An 18,530-nucleotide genomic window follows, 5' to 3' on the forward strand; every position below is an offset into this window, starting at 1 on the left:
GCCGGTCCAGCCGTCCGCTCAGGGACCGTCGGTGCCCGGTTCGGGACGTCGACGACTGGCAACCCGAACCTCCTCGCGCCTGGCCGGGAGCGCCTCGGGCAGGTCGTTGGGCAGCGGTGGCCCGGGCGTCGACGGCTGCTCGGTTGGGGTGGCCTCGACCGGGGCAGCGGATGGTGCCGGCGTCGGAGCGGAGACGGGATCCGCGTCCGGCGCGTCGGCGGGCGGCGAGGGGGCAGGAGTCGGGGGCGGACCCGACGGTGCCGGCGTGGGTGTCGGCGACCCGGTCGGGCCGGGTTCCCCGCCCTGTCGTTGCACGACGGGGTCCTCGGCGGGCCGGTCCTGGATGGCCATCTGGCCGGCAGCGAACGGATTGTCAACCGTGACGGTCACCGTTGCGGTGTCGCAGAGGGCCTGGGTGTCACAGATCCTGTAGTCGAAGGTGTCGACGCCGCTGTAGCCGGCTTCGGGGGTGTAGCGGACGCGCATGTCGCCGAGCACCGTCGCGATGGCTCGACCGCTTGACGGACCCGAGGCGATGGCCACGGTCGCGTCGGCGATGTCCCCGTCCACGTCGCTGTCGTTGGCGACGACGTCGATGGTCGTCGCCGTGCCCGACGACGTCATGGCGGCATCGTCGCTGGCCTTGACCGCTTGCGGCACCACGGTGACGGTCACGATCGCGGTGTCGCACAGGCCCTGCACGTCGCAGATCCGGTAGGTGAAGGTGTCGGTGCCCCAGTAGGTGCCGTCCGGCGTGTAGGTGATCTTGTTGTTGGACTCCACGAACACCGTCGCTCGACCGCTCGTCGGCGGCACGACGATCGTCACGGTCGCCAGGTCGATGTCGCCGTCGGGATCGATGTCGTTCTGGTCGATCTTGATCTTGACGTCCTTGTCGGAGTCGACCTCTTCACTGTCGTCGGTGGCGATCGGCGCTTGGCCCGGGACCACCGTGACGGTCACCGTCCCGGTGTCGCACGAGGCCGTGTCGTCGCAGATGTCGTAGGTGAAGGTGTCGACCCCGGACCATCCGTACGCCGGCTGGTAGACGACCGCGTCGCCGCTCCTGCTCGTGGTGCCGTTGCCGGCGGAGCCGACCGCCAGCGACGTCCCGTCCACGAATCCGTTGGTCGTGGTGTCGTTGCTCAGGACGGTGATCGTGACGGCGGCGAACTCCGCGGTGGTTGCGGCGTCGGGGTTCGCCGTCATGCCGCGCGACCCGACGGTGACGGTGACCGTCGCGCTGTCGCACCCGCCCACCAGGTCGCACACGGTGTAGGAGAACGTGTCGGTGCCCGAGAACCCGTTGTTCGGATCGTAGGAAACCTGCTGGCCGGTGATCGTGGCGGTGCCCGAAGCGGGCGTGGTCACCGACAGACTCGTCGGGTCGAGGTCACCGTCGACGTCACTGTCGTTCGCCAGCACGTCGATGAGCACGGCGGTGCTGCGTCCGGTGACCGCGGTGTCGTCGACCGCGTCCGGGGGCGAGGGCGCAGCCGTCACGTCGACGGTGACGGTCGCCGTGGCGCAGGTGCCGTCGGCATCGCAGATCCGGTAGTCGAAGGCATCGGTACCGACGAACCCACCAGCCGGCGTGTAGCGGACCTGGTCCCCGACGACCACCGCGACACCGTCATCGGGCGGACTGGACACCGCCAGCGTCGTGTCGTCGATGTCACCGTCGGGATCGGTGTCGTTGGCCAGCACATCCACCAACACCGGGATGTCCTCCACGGTGCTGGCGGTGTCGGCGTTGGCGGTCGGTGCCGTACCAGCAGGGTCGACGGTGACCTGCACCGACGCGGTGTCACACGCCCCGCGGTCGTCACAGATCGTGTAGTCGAAGGTGTCCACCCCAACGAAGGACGCCGAGGAGGTGTAGCGCACCTGCCCGCCGAGCACGGACGTGGTCCCGTTCGGAGCAGGGTCCACCGTCAGGCTGGCCACGTCGATGTCCCCGTTGACGTCGCTGTCGTTGGCCAGCACGTCGATGTCGACCGGAACGGCCCGCTGCGTCGTCGCGGTGTCACCGTTGGCAACGGGCGGGGCGTCCGGCAACGCCACCGTCACCGTCACCCGCGCCGTGGCGCAGGTGCCGTCGGCATCGCAGATCCGGTAGTCGAAGGCATCGGTACCGACGAACCCACCAGCCGGCGTGTAGCGGACCTGGTCCCCCACGACCACCGCGACACCGTCATCGGGTGGGCTTGCCACCGCCAGCGTCGTGTCGTCGATGTCACCGTCGGGATCGGTGTCGTTGGCCAGTACGTCGATGTCCACCGGCGTGTCCTCGACGGTGCTCACGGCATCGTCGACCGGCAGTGGGCTGGACCCGAAGGGGGTGACCGTCACGATCACCGTCGCGGTGTCGCAGCCGGCCACGAGGTCGCAGACGGTGTAATCGAAGGTGTCGACCCCGATGAAGAACAGCGAGGAGGCGTACCGGACTGCTCCGGCGATCACGGTGGTCATGCCGCCGTTCGTCCCGTTGGTGGCCGTCAGGCTCGTGGGGTCCAGGTCGTTCTCGACGTCGGTGTCGTTGGCCAGGACGTCGATGGTGACGGGCACGCTGCGGCGGGTGGTGGCCGTGTCGTCGTTGGCGACCGGTGGGGTGTCGAGCAGTGACACGGTGACCTGCACGACGGCCGAGTCGCATTCCCCAGTGGGGTCGCAGACCTGGTAGCCGAGGGTTGCGGTGCCCGCGAAGAAGGGCGGGCTCGTGTAGCGGATGTTCAGGTCGGAGCCAACGGTTGCCGACCCACGGGACGGGCCGCTCGTGATGGCGACGAACATGTCGCCGCGGACGTCGTCGACGTCGGTGTCGTTGGCCAGTACGTCGACGATGACCGGCTGGAACGTCCCGGTGGACGCGGTGTCGTCGAGGGCGACGGGGGCGTCGTTGACCGCGGTGATGGTGACGGTGACGGCTGCGGATGCGCAGCGTCCACCGGCGTCGCAGATGCGGTAGGTGAAGCTGTCCGTACCGACGACGTCGAGCCCCGGCACGTAGCTGACGGTGCCGTCGCTGAGCGGGACGGCGCTCCCCGTTCCGGCGGCCACGCTGATGGTGAGGTCGGCCGGGTCGACATCCCCGTCGGGGTCGCTGATGGCGCCGGTCAGGTCGATGACCACGGGGGTGTCCTCGGCGGTCGTGGCCGAGACCGAGACGGCGATCGGCGGCGCCGTGGCGGTGGGGGTTGGGGTGGCCGTCGGCGTCGGCGTGACCGTCGGCGTCGGCGTGACCGTCGGCGTGGGCGTGACCGTGGGCGTCGGCGTGACCGTCAGGGTCGGCGTGACCGTGGGCGTCGGCCTGGGTGCGGAGGGACCGGACGGGGTCGTCGCGGTCGGGGGCTCCGGGGAAGGTCCCGGCTGCGGGTTCGGGACGGGCTGTGGGGTGGGTCCGGGCTGGGGACTCGGCGCCGGCTGGGCAGTCGGTGATGACGACGGGGACGACGTGACTGGGCTCGAGGGCACAGGGCCCGACGTCGGCGCCACGGTGGGCTCGTCGGCCGTGGACGGGACGAGGGGGGTCGCTTCCGTGGGCGGGGCGACGACGGGGAACTCGATCGGCAGTTCAAGCGTCGGTGACGACGGGGCTGGCTCGAACGGTGGCTGCGTCGCCTCAGGTCGAACCACGACGCTCGCCGGTGACTCCTCCGCCTCCTCCGACGCGGGTACGTCGACTGCCGGCGCGTCGGGGGAGGCATCGACCGTCGGCGACGCCCCGGCGGCCACGACCTGCCGGGCCCCGGCTTCGCCTGCAGCCCCGACCGGGACCTCGAACGCAGCCGACACGCGGTCGTCCTGCGCCAACGGGAGGGCCGACTCGACGGTCACCGAGGCCTCGACGACCTGCTGGGACTGGCTGACGATCGTCGCGGCCATCCCGGGCAGCACCCCGGACGTCACGCCCAGGGTCAGGGCGCTCGCCGCGCTGACGGCGGTCCGCACGGCGCTGGGCACCCGACCGATCAGCGGGGCGGCACCTTCGAAGAACGGCACGTTGGACAGCCACGACAGCGGACCCGCAGCCCATCGCAGCCGGCCGAGGGAGATGTTGAGGAAGGCACGGACGATCGCCGGGTCGAAGTGGCTGCCGGCGCTGCGAACCAGCTCCTTGCGGGCCTCCTCCGGGGACATCGCCTTCTTGTAGGAGCGGGCGGCGGTGATGACCTCGTAGGCATCGGCAACTGCCACGACTCGGCCGCCGTAGCTGATGTCGGTGCCGGCCAGCCGCCCCGGGTACCCGGTGCCGTCCCACCGTTCGTGGTGGTGGCCGATCGCGTCGTACCACTCGCCCAGCCACGGGCGGAGCGGTTCGCAGATCCGAGCCCCGTGCGCCGGATGGGACCGCAGCTCCTCCCACTCGGCCTCGTCGGGTTTGCCGGGCTTGTTGAGCGTCTCGGTCCTGACCTCGAGCTTGCCGATGTCGTGCACCATCGCCGCCCAGGTCAGGCGGTCTCGATCGTCCCTGGAGAGCTTGAGTTCATCGGCCAGCATCGAGGTGAACAGGTGGGTCCGCTCGCTGTGCCCCCGGGTGCGCTTGTCGTGGTTGCTCAGCGCGGAGATCAGGACCATGATCTCCTCGGCGGCCCGGGACGGATCGTCGTCCAGTCCACGCTCCCGCGCCTCGCGAACCCGCTCCTCCAGGTTGCGGATGCCAGCCGTCCTGCGCGCCACCTTGTAGCGGGAGGGTGCGTTGTCGGGGAACGCCAACGTCATCCGGAACAAGCCGGCGAGCGGCAGGGCACGCTTGGCCAGGCGTTCGGTGGCGAACAGCACCCCGGTGGCCACGACCAGCACGACCAGCCAGCGCAGCACGGCGTCCCAGAAGGACGGTCCGAACGACGGCATGACGGCGTCGACGGCCGCACCTGCCGCCCACGAGCAGAGGATCGGCACGACGAACACGAGGAACCGCACCGATCGGGCGGCCCATGGCCGCCCGTCCCAGCGCTGGCTGCGTTCGCTCACCGTTCACCACCCAATCCTCGTCCGGCTACGAGACCTCATCGGCGGGCCGCAGCCCTGACATGAGGCAGTGGCGACACCGAGGGGAAAAGGGCGGTCTGGCTTCGGACTACCGGGTCACAGGGGCGGCCACGGGTAGTGGCGATCCTCGGGATCGATCACCGGGACGGCGTCGAGCCCGGCGACCACCTCGGCCCGACCAGCGAGGACGTCCACCTCGACCGGGGCAAGCAGCTCGCACAGCGCCTCCCGAAGCGGCCCCCCGGGCCCCAGCGCCTGCTGCAGTCGGCGGAGGTCATCCGCCCACGCGACGGCGAAGGGGATGTGGGCGATGTCCCACACGACCGTGCGGATCTTCTCCTCGACGTGGAAGGTCAGCCCGTTGTCGATGCCGTACAGGTGGTCGGTGTCACGTCGGCGAAGCACATGACCGCCCTTGCGGTCGGCGTTGTTGGTGAGGAAGTCGAACATCGCCAGCCGGGCCAGGGGGACGTGCCAGCGAGCATCCTCGACCAACGCGAAGTAGTGCTCGGCTGGGTCGTGGGGGACGAACAGCTGCAACGAGCCGGGCCCCTCCGGACCCTCACGCAGCACCGTCGGAGGGACGAGGTCCCAGCCGAGGAAGTCGCTGACGAGGAACGTCGCGACCTCGCGACGGTGCAGGGTGCCATCGGGGAAGTCCCACAGGGGCCGCTCCCCGACCTCGGGCTTGTGGACGGCGTACAGCTCGTCAGCGGGGTCGCCGAGCCGGCAGAGCATCGTGCCGTTGCTTGCCGACGTGATCCAGCCGAGCGGATGGAGGTCGTCGGTCGCCAGCCGGAGGAGTGCCTCGTCGGGATCCTCGATCCACCCGGTCTGCTTCGCGCTGAACGGCTCCACGACTCAGGTCCGGACCGTCGCGGTCATCCCCGCTCCGCTCATATCCGCTTCGGTCCGCTGCCGTTGGTCAACGGACAGCCCATGCACCCCATCAGCGGGTCACGCAGCCCCTCGCAGACCTGGCAGCGCTCCCGACCACCGTGCTCCACGGCAAACGCGGCGAACGCCACCAGCCCCACCATGCGTTCGAGGTCCATCACGAAGCGCGCCGTCGCCGGTTCCTCGTCGCCCTCGACGACCAGCTCGACGATCTCGAGCACGAACATCTCGTCGTCGGGGTCCAGGCCGAGACTCATCTGCCCTGCCCGCCACAACGGCTGGATCGGGCCGTGCAGCTCCTGGTCTCCGGTCACGTCGTCGGGGGTGACGGTGATGTCCACCCGCTCCAGCAGCTCCTGTCCGAGCTCGGCGAGCGAACGGATCTGGCTCTTCTCGGCAACCAGCGCGACATACTCACCGTCCCGCCGGGACTGCACGTAGAACGTGCGGTCACCCGGTGGGCCGATGGAGGATGCGGTGATCCAGTCGGTCGGGTCGTGCACGACGGAGCGGCTCATGCGTCGCCTCCCACCGGCGGGACGTGGTTGAAGGAGTGGAGGGTGGGGCGTGCACCCTTGCCCGTGGTGAGGACGGTCACCGACGCGGGGCTGATCACGAGGCGCTGGAACGTGTCCAGCGGCATGCCGACGTAGAAGGCGACGACGGCCTTGATGATGTCGGCATGGCTGACGACGGCCACCGTGCGCTTGTCGTGGCGCGTGGCGATCTGTTCGATCGCGGTGACCGCTCGTTCCTGGGCCGCGCGTATGGACTCGCCGTCGGGAAAGGTGACCAACGACGGCGTCTGCTGGATGACCGGCCACAGCTTGTTCTTGAACAGTGGCTTCAGCGGACGGTCGGTCCAGCGGCCGTAGTCGACCTCGATCATGCCCTCGGCCGCACGGACCTTCTTGCGGTGCGGTTTGGCGATGATCTCGGCGGTCTCGGTCGTGCGGGGCAGCGGCGAGGCGTAGATCGCGTGGTAGTCGACGGCGGCGAGGTGGTCACGGGTGGCCTCGGCCTGGTGACGACCCTTCTCCGACAGCGGCGCGTCGGTGCGGCCCCCGAGGCGTGTCCCCGTCGCCGCGGTCACTGCGTGTCGGATGAGGTGAACAGTGGCAACCATCGGCGACGCAGCCTACTGGCCTGCCTCCCCCTCGTCCGTGGCCGGTGACACGACTGATGCCGACAGCCCCTCCCCGGGCTGCCGGCATCGGGTGTCCCATCGAGGGGACGGTGGTGGTCAGGTGGCAGGCGGCGGTGTTGCCGCCCGCGGCGGGTGGTCAGGCGCCGAGACGCGGGGAGGACTTGACCCAGTCGACGATGCGGTCGACGTGGATCTCCTGGTTCTCGGGGTCCACGCGGTCGATGGCGTCCACCTCGATGACGAGGTCCTTGCCGAAGAAGCGGCCGCCTGCGTGGACGACGAGGTGGCGGTCGTCCACCTCGTCCTGGTGGCCGGAGACGTGCCCCGCTTCGCCGTCGATTGCCTTGACGGTGAAGTCCTTGAGCTGCTCGGGTCGGGTCTGGATGATCCGGGCGATGTCGGTCCGTTCGGTGATCGCGCTCATGGCGCCCTCCTTGTCTGCCGGATACTGCAGTTCCGGATGGTTCGACTATCCCCCGCTGGCCGGGCTGGCTCACTAGCCCGGTGGACCGATGGTCTGTCGACCACGTTTGAGCGACCCCCATGTGCTCGTGCACCCTCGACGGGCGTATCGTTCCGGGCATGAGCGACTTCCGGACCGAACGTGACTCGATGGGCGAGATGCAGGTTCCTGCCTCGGCCTACTACGGCGCCCAGACGCAGCGGGCAGCGGAGAACTTCCCGATCTCCGGCCAGCCGATCCCCCCGGCGCTGATCAAGGCCCTCGGCCAGGTGAAGGCCTCCGCCGCCGTGGTCAACCACGCCAAGGGCGTCATCACCGATGACCAGTTCAAGGGCATCAGCGAGGCGGCCCAGGAAGTCATCGACGGGGCCCTCGACGCCCACTTCGTCGTCGATGTGTTCCAGACCGGGTCGGGCACGTCGTCCAACATGAACACCAACGAGGTCATCGCGAACCGCGCGACGGAGATCCTCGGCGGGGACCTGGGGTCCAAGCTGGTGCACCCCAACGACCACGTGAACGCGGGGCAGTCCTCCAACGACGTGTTTCCCACCGCGGTGCACGTGGCCGCGTACCAGGCCTGTGCCGATGACCTGCTGCCGGGCCTGCGGTACCTCCACACGGCGCTGGCCGACAAGGCTGCGGCGTTCACCGACGTCGTGAAGTCGGGCAGGACCCACCTGATGGACGCCACCCCGGTGACGCTCGGGCAGGAGTTCGGCGGGTACGCCCGCCAGATCGAGCTGGGCATCGCACGGGTCGAGTCGGCGATGGAACGTGTGGCGGAGCTGCCGCTCGGCGGCACCGCCGTCGGCACCGGTCTGAACGCCCCCGAGGGCATGACCGAGGGCGTCATCGCCGACCTGCGCGAGCGCACGGGCCTGGACGGGCTGCGCGAGGCGGACAACCACTTCGAGGCCCAGGGGGCGCGTGACGCCCTGGTCGAGCTGTCCGGGGCGTTCAAGGTCATCGCCGCGTCGCTGACCAAGATCGCCAACGACCTGCGCTGGATGGGCTCGGGTCCCCGAACCGGTCTGGGCGAGATCCGGCTGCCCGAGATCCAGCCGGGTTCCTCGATCATGCCGGCCAAGGTCAACCCGGTGATCCCCGAGTCCGTGACGCAGGTCGCCGCCCAGGTCATCGGCAACGACGCCGCGGTCACCATCGGTGGCATGTCCGGCGCCTTCGAGCTGAACGTGTTCATCCCGATGATGGCGCGCAACGTGCTCGAGTCCATCACGCTGCTGGCCAACACCAGCCGGAACTTCGTGGACAAGTGCATCGCCGGCATCGAGGCCAACGTCGAGCGCAACACCGAGCTGGTTGAGAAGAACCTCTCCGCCGTCACCGCCCTGGTCCCCGCGGTCGGCTACGACCTGTCCGCCGAGATGGCCAAGAAGGCCCTCAAGGAGGACCGCCCCCTCCGCGAGGTCGTCTACGAGGACTCCGGCCTGTCCCGCGACGAGGTCGACCGCATCCTCGACATGAAGAAGATGACCGAAGGCGGCGTGTTGTAGGGCCGGAGGAGGACCCGAGCTGCCGAGCGCAGCGAGGCCTCGCGAGGCCCGGACGCAGGCCCGTGCGTGGCGGAGCCGCGCCAGCTGGCAAGGACAGGAGCCACCGAGCGCAGCGAGGTCTTGCGAGGCCCGCGCAGCACGCCGCGGGGGGTCGAAGGGGGGCGGAGCCTGCGGAGCCCCCCTGGGCAAACAGGGCGGCGTGTTGTAGGACACGAGCCGAAAGCTAGCCCGCGTCCATCTCCGCGAGCATGCCCTGCATCCGGTCGATCTCGATGCTCTGGTCAGACAGCACGTGCTGGGCGAACTCCCACAGGCGCGGGTCGGTGGCGTTGCCCTCGACCGCCAGTAGCTCCTCCACCATCTGGATCGCGCCGAGGTGGTGCCGCGTCATCGACTCCAGGAACAACCGGTCGAAGGCCTCTCCGTCGGCCGCCTCCAGCGCCGCGAACTCCTCGGGGGTCAACATGCCGGGCATGTCCAGGTCGTGCATGGCCATCATGCCCGGGGCCATGGTCGGGACCTCCTCGACGCCGTGGGAGGCCAGCCAGTCCTCGATCTGACGGATCTCCTCGACCTGGGAGATGTCCATGCGTTCGGCGAACAGCGGGATCTGCTCCGACGCTGTCCGCTCCTCGACCAACGCCGTCATCCCGAGCGCCTGCGTGTGGTGGGGATGCATGTCGACCATGAACTGCAGATCGGCCAGGGTCGGCGGTGGCAGCTCGGTCAGCTCCGCCGCCTCGGCAGCCGTGATCTCCCGGTTGGGCTCACCCGGGGCGCCGGGCTGGATGATGCGGGGGGCGGCAGCAGCCTCCTCCTCGGCGGCACCCGTGCAGCCTCCGGCCAGCAACGCGACCAGCGTCAGGGCGGCAGCCATCCCACGTGGCGGCATGGACGGCATGGTTGTCACGGCGGCGGAACTCCCTGCTCGGCGAAGCGGGTCCGATCGACCCCGGCCGTCCCGCTCTCGGAGTCGGCCAGCCACGAACGTACGTGCGTCCAGTCCCACGAACAACCACGACGACCGGAGTCGCTGTTCGTGATATGAAACGCAACCTTCTGGAAACGACCCGCGTTCTAGATTCTCGCGTTCTGACGTCCACCCGCCGAGGACGCCCTACCCCCAAGGAACCATGAACACCATGCCCCAACGTTCCGGACGCCGTCCCGGAGCAACGCGTCGACAGGCGGTGGTGCTCGCCGCCATCGCCGCCGTCGTCCTCAGCCTCCTGCCACCCGCAGCAGCCTCTGCCGGAACGATCCCCACCGACCCGCGGTTCGGCCTCGAGCCCGGGACCGACGCGGATGCGCAGGGCAGCGCCTACACGGAGGCCAACGCCGACGCCGAGACCGTCGCCTCCGGCATGGAGCTGCTGGCCAACCGCCCCAAGCCCCGCTGGACCGACGCAGACGGCAACGACCTGGCAGCCGGGGCCTTCAGCTACAGCAACATCGGCTCCGACCTCGCCTTCCAGGGCGACATCGCCTACTCCGGCAACTACCGGGGCTTCGGCATCTACGACGTGTCCGATCCTGCGGACCCGGTCCTCGAGACCATCGTGAACTGCGTCGGCGGGCAGGGCGACCTGTCGGTGTACGGCGACCTGTTGTTCATGTCGGTGGAGTCCGGCAGCGCGCGGACGGCGTGCAGCACCGACTCGGCCCTGCCCGTCTTCCGCGGCGTTCGGATCTTCGACATCAGCGACCCGCTTGTCCCTGCGCTCGTGAGCGAGGTGCAGACCTGCCGCGGGTCCCACACGCACACGGTCGTGGAGGACCTCGACGACCCCAGCACCGTGTACGTGTACGTCTCGGGTACCTCCTCGGTTCGATCCGAGTCACAGCTCGCCGGCTGCACCAACACCGTGACGTCGTCGAGCGACCCGTCGCTGTTCCTCGACGAGAACGGTGACCCGGTGCCCACGTCACGCTTCCAGGTCGAGGTCATCGCGGTCCCGGTCGCGACGCCCGCGGACGCCGCGATCGTCAACGAGGCGCGGTTGATGGCAGACCCCGACACCGGGAACCCCCACGGCCTGTGGCCGGGTGGCTCGGTCGGGCCCGACGGTCCGGGCGGCGAGCGCGCGGTCATCGGACCGCGCAACACCTCGGGCACCGTCCAGGACTACCAGTCCACCGCTGCAACCGATGCCTGCCACGACATCACCGCCTACCCCGAGATCGGGCTGGCTGCCGGTGCCTGCGAGGGCAACGGCATCCTGATCGACATCTCCGACCCCGCCAACCCGATCCGGATCGACGAGGTCAGTGATCCCAACTTCGCCTACTGGCACTCCGCCACGTTCAGCAACGACGGGTCGACGGTGGTCTTCACCGACGAGTGGGGTGGCGGCACGGGCGCGCGGTGTCGCGTGACCGACCCCGAACAATGGGGCGCCGACGCGATCTTCGACCTCACCGACACCGTCGACGGCCCGGCCATGACCTTCGCCAGCTACTACTCCATCCCCAACGTCCAGGCCAGCAACGAGACCTGCGTCGCCCACAACGGCAACCTGGTCCCGATCCCACGCCGCGACGTGATGGTCCAGGCGTGGTACGAGGGTGGGGTCTCGGTGTTCGACTTCACCGACACCGCCAACCCGTTCGAGATCGCGTTCTTCGACCGCGGCCCCTATCACCCGACGACCTTCCACCAGGGCGGATACTGGTCGGTGTACTGGCACAACGGCCAGATCTACGGCAACGAGATCTTCCTCGGCTTCGACAGCTTCGGCCTGACGGAGTCCGACCAGCTCTCGGCCGCCGAGCTCGAGATCGCTCGGTCCCACGTCGTGGAGGACGGCAACGCCCAGACGCAGCGGGGCTATTCGTTCGAGCCGTCGTTCCTGCTGATCGAGGTCTACCGCGATCAGGCCGAGCGTGCGGGTGCTGACCCTGCCCTGATCCAGCTGATCGACACCACCACCGCACAGGCCGAGGCCGAGGCACCCACCAACGGGGTCCGGGCCAAGTCCCGCCTCAACGGCCTGGCCAACCGGCTCACCGACTCCGCGTTCCCCGACGCCGACCTGATCCAGGGCCTCCGCGACCTCGCCGACACGCTGCCGGCCACCCAGCCCAACCCCGGCCCGGTGCCCGCGCCGACGCCGACGCCGACGCCGACCCCGACGCCGACCCCGACCCCGACGCCCACCGAGGTCCCCACGACCGGATCGCCCGACGTCATCGACACCGCCATCGACGTCTCCCGGATGCGGTTTCCCGACAGCGCCTTCGCCCAGGCCCGACCCAGCTACGCCGTCGTCGCCCGCGATGACGTCTTCGCCGACGCCCTCGGCGCCTCCGTCCTGCTGGGCGACGCCCCGCTGCTCTACACCGACGGCGACACCCTGGACCCCGACACCGCAGCCGAGATCACCCGCCTGGGAGTGGACACCGTCTACCTCCTCGGCGGCGACAACGCCCTGTCCCCCGACGTGGCAACCGCCATCGAGGGCCTCGACGTGACCGTCACCCGACTCGCTGGCGACTCCCGCATCGAGACCGCCATCGCCATCGCCACCGAAGCGATCACCGCCGGCATCGCCGACGGCACCCAGGTCGCCCTGGCCCGCGCCTTCGGCACCAGCACCGGCGATGAGTCCGCCGCCTGGGTCGACTCCTTCACCGGCGGCGCCCACGCCGCCACCGAAGGCATCCCGATCCTGCTCACCCAGACCGACGGCGTCCATCCCGCCGTGGACTCCTTCATCACCGACACCCAACCCACCACCACCATCCTCCTCGGCGGCACCGCCGCCCTGGACACCACCGTGCACGACGCCGTCCCCGGCGCCCAACGGGTGGAGGGCCCCAACCGCGCCGCCACCGCCGTGGCCGTGGCCCGCGAGCTCCTGGACGTCCAACCCCAGGGACCCCGCAGCTACATCATCGTCAACGGCACCGACGCCGGTGCCTGGGCCTACGGCCTCCTCGCCGCCGGCCTCTCCGCCGACGGCAACGGCCCCCTCCTCCTCGTGGGCGACACCGACGTCCTCCCCGAAACCCTGACCGAGGTCACCGACTGTGGAAACCAGGTCACCCTGACCGCCCTGGGCAACCCCACCGTCCTCACCACCGACCTCCTCACCCAGCTCGACAACGCCGACAGCACCAGCTGCGCCTGACCCAACCACCAACCACGGCCCAGCCCCCACCAGGGGCTGGGCCGTGCCCGTTCCCGACAACCTGTCCCACCGCTGTACACCGGTCCTCGACCGGGCTACTGTGGAGGGTGATCGCCGGGGCCGCTTGGGCCGACGCGGGACATCTGGCTGACCCGGTCACCGGGTCCACGAACTCCTCGGAGCTGCCCTGTGGTGGTGGTCCTCGCGTCGGAGGCGATGCAACCCGGCATTGCCCACGACGACCTGCTCCTGCTCGTCCTGCAGCTCGCGCTGCTCCTCGGCCTGGCGCGCCTGCTCGGCATGGTGGCAGCCCGGATGGGCATGCCCGAGGTCGTCGGTGAGCTGACCGCTGGCGTCATCGTCGGCCCGAGCATCTTCGGCAACATCGCCCCCGGCGCGCGGGAGTGGTTGTTCCCCGCGACATCGCAGGCGCAGCTGCTGGCCGTCCCGGCGTTCCTCGGCGTCCTCCTGCTGCTGATCCTGACGGGGTTGGAGACCGACCTCGGCCTGATCAAGGCCAAGGGCCGCACGGCAGGCCTGGTCTCCGCCGGCGGGATCGTCGTGCCGTTCGCCTCGGGACTGGCGCTCGGCTACGCCATCCCGGCCGTCCTCGTGCCGGCCGACACGCCGCGGACGACGTTCGCGTTGTTCCTCGGGACGGCGCTCAGCATCTCCGCGATCCCCGTGATCGCCAAGGTGCTGATCGAGCTGCGGGTGATCCGGCGCGACATCGGCCAGCTGACCCTCGCCGCAGGCATGATCGACGACACGGTCGGCTGGATCCTGCTGTCGATCGTGGCCGGCCTGGCCAGCTCCGGCGAGCTCGCGGCCGGAGCGGTCGTCGGCAGCATCGCCCGGGTGGTCGGGTTCCTGGTCGTGTCCTACACCCTCGGGGGCTGGCTGGTCAGCCGCACCCTCCGCGCGGTCTCGCGGCGTGCCCCCGGCCCCGGACCGTTGATCTCCGCCGTCGTGGTGCTGGCGCTGCTCTTCGCCGCCGTGTCGCAGGCGCTGCAGATCGAGGCGGTCCTCGGCGCCTTCGTGCTGGGCATCCTCGCCGGCCGCGAACGACGGGTGGACCACCGCGTCGTGCACTCCCTGGAGAGCCTGACGCTGACGGTCTTCGCGCCGCTGTTCTTCGCATCGGCAGGCCTGCTGGTGGACCTCGGTGCGCTGCTGGAGCCCACGACGTTGTGGGTGGCGGCGCTGGTGCTGACCGTGGCCATCGCCGGCAAGTTCCTCGGCGCGTTCGCCGGCGCATCCGTCGCGGGCCTCGGCCGGTGGGAGGCGCTCGCGCTGGGTGCTGGCATGAACGCACGTGGCGCCCTGGAGATCATCATCGCCACCATCGGCCTGTCCCTCGGGGTGTTGACCGAGGGCATGTTCGCCATCATCGTGCTCGTCGCCATCGTCACGTCGTTGATGGCCCCGCCCATCCTGGTCCGTGCCCTGAAGAAGGTGCCGATGTCCCCCGAGGAAGCGGCCCGGCTGCAACGCGAGGCCGCCTCCAGGACGAGCCTGCTGGACAACGTGCACCGCGTCCTGCTGCCCAGCCGTGGCGGCACCAACTCCCAGCTGGCCGCACAGCTCCTGTCGCGAATCGCCGTCGGGCGGAGCTTCGACGTGACGGTCCTCGCGGGCGGTCCCGACCCCCAGGAGATCCACGGCCGGATCACTCGCCACCTCTCCCTGCACGGCGGCAACGTCGAGCTGGCCGCGGTGGACGGTGACGACCCGGCCAGCGCCATCCTCGATCGTGCCCGCCGGGGCGGCCACGACCTGATCGTGCTGGGGGCCACCGAGACCCGGACCGACGCTCCGGACTCCGCGCTGTTCTCCGCCACGGTGGATCGGGTGCTCATGGACTCGCCGGTACCGCTGCTGCTGGTCAGCAGCCGCTTCGACGACGACGCCGAGGTGCTGGACCCGCGTGCGCCCGAACGGATCCTCCTGGTCTCCACCGGGGAGGACATCAACAACCGGGCCGGCGAGATCGCGTTCGCCGTGGCCAGCGACCCGGAGTCGGTGGTCGACGTCGTCCACGTGGTCGAGCCGCCCCAGAGCACGTGGGCAGAGATCGACCTGACCGAGGTGGGTCGGGCACGGGAGCTGGCCGACGAGCTGGCCACCAAGCAGGCGTCGGTCGGCTTGGCCGCTGGCGTGACGGTCCGCACCGATGTGCGGATCAGCGACGAACCGCTGGCCCGGGTGGTGGCCGACGCCGCCCGGGCGATCCGGGCGACGTTGGTGGTGATCCGTTCGGATGTGCAGCCGGTGACCCGGCGGGCGTTCCTCGGTCACGAGCTCGACCAGCTGCTGCGGGAAGCACCGTGTCCGGTGCTGGTGATCACCAGGGCCTGACGGCTCGGTCGGTCACCAGGCCCCGAACTGGCCGTAGTAGTCGGTGAGCCTGCCCCGGTCGACGTCGGCGAGCCGATCGTCCCGGTCGTCGACCAGGTCCGCTGGACGCTCCGAGGGTGGCGCGTCGAAGTCGGGCGCGGACTTGATCTGGTCCTTGGTCAGCGACAGGGTCACTCGCCGGTTGGCGAGGTCCACCTCGGTGATCGCGCTGGCCGGCACGACACGGCGGGTCCCGAAGATCCAGAACCCGGTGTCGACCACGATGTAGGAGTCCCCGACGTCGTGGGTCGCCTCGTCGATGCTGCCGATGTGGCCGTCGGCGGCGTCGACGTCGAACCCGTCGAGGCCCTCTGCGTGTGGCTGGATGTCGCCACGGTAGGTCCAGAGCTCACTCATGGCTTCTCCTTTCGTCCCCGTCCGCCGGTGTGTCCGGCCCTTTCGGGGCACCGGAAGACTCCCCCCGGTCGGAAGGGCCACGCGTGTCCGCTCGGCCCTCGTCCGACGGGCCGGTTTCGGATCGCCGCGGTCAGGTCGCGGGTGTCTCGAACGCCGGGACGAGGGCGGCGAACAACGCGTCGTCGTCCGGGACGTCACCGCGGACGAAGAAGCTGTCCCGCACCTCGGGGCCGAGGGTGGCGACGCGTGCCCCCAGCAGGGACACGCCGAGCTCGGACAGCGTGCGGGTCAGCCGGTACAGCACACCGGGGGAATCCGGCCCGCGGACCTCCAACCGCGTGATGGAGCCCGACGGACGGGTGAGGACCGTGATGGGCACCGGCTGGGCCAGCAGCGGTGGTCGGGCGTCCCGCTGCCGTTCCCGCTTCTCGACCTCGTCGTCGAGCTCGACCTCGCCGGCGTAGGCGCGGCGGAGGGCCGGCACGATCCGGTCCCACGATCGGTCCTGCATCGTGCGGACCACGAACCAGTCCAGGGCGGTGCCGTCGACATGGGTGAAGACCCGCGCCTCGAGCACGTCGCACTTGTGCACCGCCAGGACGCCGAGGCAGTCGGCCACCATGCCCCGCCGGTCGGGGCCAGCGATGCTGAGGATCTGCACGCCCTCCGCAGGCCCTTCGCGCACGTCGACGTGCAGGCCGTCGGTGACGTCGTCCAGGAGCCTGGCGTGCGCGGCTATCTGGTCGGCGGAGGCCACCCTGAGGTACCGCTTGGGCAGCCCGTCGACGGCGGTCCGGACCAGCTCCTCCTCGAGGCCTCGCCGGGCGGCCGCCCGGATGACCACCTGGGGCGTCGAGGGGCGAACCAGCGCCTCACCCTCCAGGACCCGACGCAGCCGATGGTGCAGCCTGGTGACCAGCAGGTCCTTCCAGGTCGACCACGCCGGTTTCCCGGTCGCGCGGGAGTCCGCGAAGCCGAGCAGGAACAAGCCGTCGAGCAGCTCGGTGTTGCCGATGGTGACCGCGACCTGCTCGATCTCGTCGGGATCGTCGATGTCGCGTTGGGTGGCGACGTCGGGCAGCAGCAGGTGGTGGCGGATCAGCCCCGCCACCCGGTCGGCCCGTTCCTGGCTGAACCCCATGTGGAGGACCCAGTCGCGGGCGACGGCCTCACCCGACACCGAGTGGTCCCCCGGCCAGGCCTTGCCGACGTCGTGCAGCCAGGTGCCCAGGACCAGCGCGTCGGGGTCCTCCATCTCCGCGAAGATCCGGACGTGCGCCTCGTCGAGGTCGCCGCTGACGATCGACGCCAGCCAGGCGCTCGCCTGCATCAGGTGGGTGTCGAGGTCGAAGGTGTGCAAGGGGTTGCGCTGCGGACGGCCGCGCACCCGTCCCCACTCGGGGAGGTAGGCCTCCAGCACGCCCAGGTAGTCGGCATCCGCCATCGCGGGCAGCCCGCCGGCCCCCGCCCGCAGCAGCTCGAGCAGTGCATCACGGGCCCGCTGGTCCCACGCCAACGACCCGGCCGCTTCCACCTCGCGCTGCAGGCGAACGGCGCTCCGTCGTCCCACCACGGTGCGGTGGACGGCCGCAGCAGCGGCGGCCCTGAGGGCCAACGAGGGGTCGTCGGCGACATGCGCAGCGACGTCGACCTCGACCAACCCATCGACGAGCGTCAGGTCGGGCCCGACGACCTTCGGCGTGGCGGGCCGACGACGTCGGCCCCGCCGGGCGTCCTCCAGCAGGACCGGCCACGTGCGGGCATGCAGGTGGGCGATGGTCCGGGTTGCCAGGCCCACCTCGCGCAGCAGCTCGTCCCCGTCGGCCATGCCAAGCGCCGCGGCGACCTCGTCCTGGAGGTCGAGCCGCAGCTGGTTGCGGATGCTGCGGTCACCCACGAGGTGCAGCGCGCACCTGGCGGCGAGCAACGTCTCGCCTGCGGCGGCAAGGGCCGACCGGTCGGCGGCGCCCAGGTAGCGGGCACCCACCAGCGGATCCAGCCCGGGATCGTCGAGCAGGATCGCCCCTGCCCAACGGAGGGAGTGGAGGTCCCGAAGGCCGCCGGTGCCGTCCTTGAGCTCGGGCTCGAGCGCGCCGGCCGTGCTGCCGTGTCGGCGATGCCGCTCGGCGTCGGCCTCGGTGAGCTCCGTGGCGAGCTTGCCACCGGCCCGTTTGAGCCAGCGGGTGACGCGTGCAGCCAGGTCATCGGCCATGCCACGGTTGCCGGCCACCAGGCGACGTTCGGTGACGGCGGTGGCGGTGTCGACGCGATCACCTGCAGCCTTCACGGCCTCCTTGGTGGTGCGCACGGCATGACCGACCGACAAGCCGGCATCCCACAGCGGATAGCAGATGGCCTTGACCATGTCCTCGAGGTCACGACCGCTCCATCCGTCGTGGAGGATCAGCAGATCGATGTCGCTGCGAGGACACAACGACCGGCGGGCATAGGAGCCGAGCGCGACCAACGCCAGACCACCCGACCGGTGCCCGGGTTCGGCGGTGAACGCCTCCAGCAGGCCGCTGAGGGCCTGATCGACCCGGGCCGTCCACTCCAGCGTCCAGGCACGGCCCGGTGCGGCGTCGATGGTGGACGCGTCCAGCAGGGCGGGCGCGTCGAGGATGGTCACT

11 protein-coding genes are annotated in these 18,530 nt (G+C 70.4%); 3 read left to right on the top strand and 8 right to left on the bottom strand.

The window, feature by feature from the left end; all coding sequences use genetic code 11:
- Nucleotides 1–18: 18 nt before the first annotated feature.
- The 5 genes from DVS28_RS19285 to DVS28_RS19305 all read right to left on the bottom strand — a co-directional run bounded on the left by DVS28_RS19285 (nt 19) and on the right by DVS28_RS19305 (nt 7,460).
- Complete coding sequence (locus tag DVS28_RS19285) at nt 19–4,974, bottom strand: Ig-like domain-containing protein (protein WP_114592922.1); 4,956 nt, start codon at nt 4,972–4,974, stop codon at nt 19–21.
- A 114-nt stretch (nt 4,975–5,088) separates the two neighbouring features.
- Nucleotides 5,089–5,850, bottom strand: a complete 762-nt coding sequence (locus DVS28_RS19290; protein ID WP_114592923.1) for an SCO1664 family protein — start codon at nt 5,848–5,850, stop codon at nt 5,089–5,091.
- Nucleotides 5,851–5,888: 38 nt separating this feature from the next.
- On the bottom strand, nt 5,889–6,407 hold the full coding sequence (locus tag DVS28_RS19295; RefSeq protein WP_114592924.1) for a DUF3090 family protein: 519 nt from the start codon (nt 6,405–6,407) through the stop codon (nt 5,889–5,891).
- Nucleotides 6,404–7,015 (bottom strand): histidine phosphatase family protein, encoded by a 612-nt coding sequence (locus tag DVS28_RS19300; protein ID WP_114592925.1) that lies wholly within the window; start codon nt 7,013–7,015, stop codon nt 6,404–6,406. Before DVS28_RS19300 ends, DVS28_RS19295 begins: the two co-directional genes overlap by 4 nt.
- Nucleotides 7,016–7,172: 157 nt before the next feature.
- The gene (locus tag DVS28_RS19305; protein ID WP_114592926.1) at nt 7,173–7,460 is read right to left on the bottom strand and encodes a hypothetical protein; all 288 of its coding nucleotides are present in this window, start codon (nt 7,458–7,460) and stop codon (nt 7,173–7,175) included.
- Between the two features lie 158 nt (nt 7,461–7,618).
- Between DVS28_RS19305 and DVS28_RS19310 the strand changes: the two genes are divergently transcribed.
- Nucleotides 7,619–9,016, top strand: a complete 1,398-nt coding sequence (locus DVS28_RS19310) for a class II fumarate hydratase (protein ID WP_114592927.1) — start codon at nt 7,619–7,621, stop codon at nt 9,014–9,016.
- Nucleotides 9,017–9,239: 223 nt separating this feature from the next.
- Here DVS28_RS19310 and DVS28_RS19315 read toward each other — a convergent pair whose 3' ends face one another.
- Nucleotides 9,240–9,917, bottom strand: a complete 678-nt coding sequence (locus DVS28_RS19315; RefSeq protein WP_114592928.1) for a DUF305 domain-containing protein — start codon at nt 9,915–9,917, stop codon at nt 9,240–9,242.
- A gap of 241 nt (nt 9,918–10,158) precedes the next feature.
- Between DVS28_RS19315 and DVS28_RS19320 the strand changes: the two genes are divergently transcribed.
- Both DVS28_RS19320 and DVS28_RS19325 read left to right on the top strand, forming a co-directional pair.
- On the top strand, nt 10,159–13,146 hold the full coding sequence (locus tag DVS28_RS19320) for a cell wall-binding repeat-containing protein (protein ID WP_164710784.1): 2,988 nt from the start codon (nt 10,159–10,161) through the stop codon (nt 13,144–13,146).
- A gap of 192 nt (nt 13,147–13,338) precedes the next feature.
- Nucleotides 13,339–15,504, top strand: coding sequence for a cation:proton antiporter domain-containing protein (locus tag DVS28_RS19325; protein ID WP_216826153.1), 2,166 nt, complete (start codon nt 13,339–13,341; stop codon nt 15,502–15,504).
- A gap of 12 nt (nt 15,505–15,516) precedes the next feature.
- Here DVS28_RS19325 and DVS28_RS19330 read toward each other — a convergent pair whose 3' ends face one another.
- A complete protein-coding gene (locus tag DVS28_RS19330; RefSeq protein ID WP_114592931.1) occupies nt 15,517–15,900 on the bottom strand; it encodes a PRC-barrel domain containing protein in 384 nt (127 codons plus the stop codon).
- A gap of 130 nt (nt 15,901–16,030) precedes the next feature.
- The gene (gene glnD / locus DVS28_RS19335) at nt 16,031–18,529 is read right to left on the bottom strand and encodes a [protein-PII] uridylyltransferase (protein WP_164710786.1); all 2,499 of its coding nucleotides are present in this window, start codon (nt 18,527–18,529) and stop codon (nt 16,031–16,033) included.
- Between the last annotated feature and the right edge of the window lies 1 nt (nt 18,530).

Source organism: Euzebya pacifica (genome assembly GCF_003344865.1).
GTDB lineage: Bacteria > Actinomycetota > Nitriliruptoria > Euzebyales > Euzebyaceae > Euzebya > Euzebya pacifica.

What these genes read in the sequence shown, in the direction of transcription:
- DVS28_RS19330 (WP_114592931.1), bottom strand. Translation starts at nt 15,900, where the DNA reads ATGAGTGAGCTCTGGACCTACCGTGGCGACATCCAGCCACACGCAGAG.
- DVS28_RS19310 (WP_114592927.1), top strand. Translation starts at nt 7,619, where the DNA reads ATGAGCGACTTCCGGACCGAACGTGACTCGATGGGCGAGATGCAGGTT.
- DVS28_RS19320 (WP_164710784.1), top strand. Translation starts at nt 10,159, where the DNA reads ATGCCCCAACGTTCCGGACGCCGTCCCGGAGCAACGCGTCGACAGGCG.
- DVS28_RS19300 (WP_114592925.1), bottom strand. Translation starts at nt 7,015, where the DNA reads ATGGTTGCCACTGTTCACCTCATCCGACACGCAGTGACCGCGGCGACG.
- DVS28_RS19295 (WP_114592924.1), bottom strand. Translation starts at nt 6,407, where the DNA reads ATGAGCCGCTCCGTCGTGCACGACCCGACCGACTGGATCACCGCATCC.
- DVS28_RS19305 (WP_114592926.1), bottom strand. Translation starts at nt 7,460, where the DNA reads ATGAGCGCGATCACCGAACGGACCGACATCGCCCGGATCATCCAGACC.
- DVS28_RS19315 (WP_114592928.1), bottom strand. Translation starts at nt 9,917, where the DNA reads ATGCCGTCCATGCCGCCACGTGGGATGGCTGCCGCCCTGACGCTGGTC.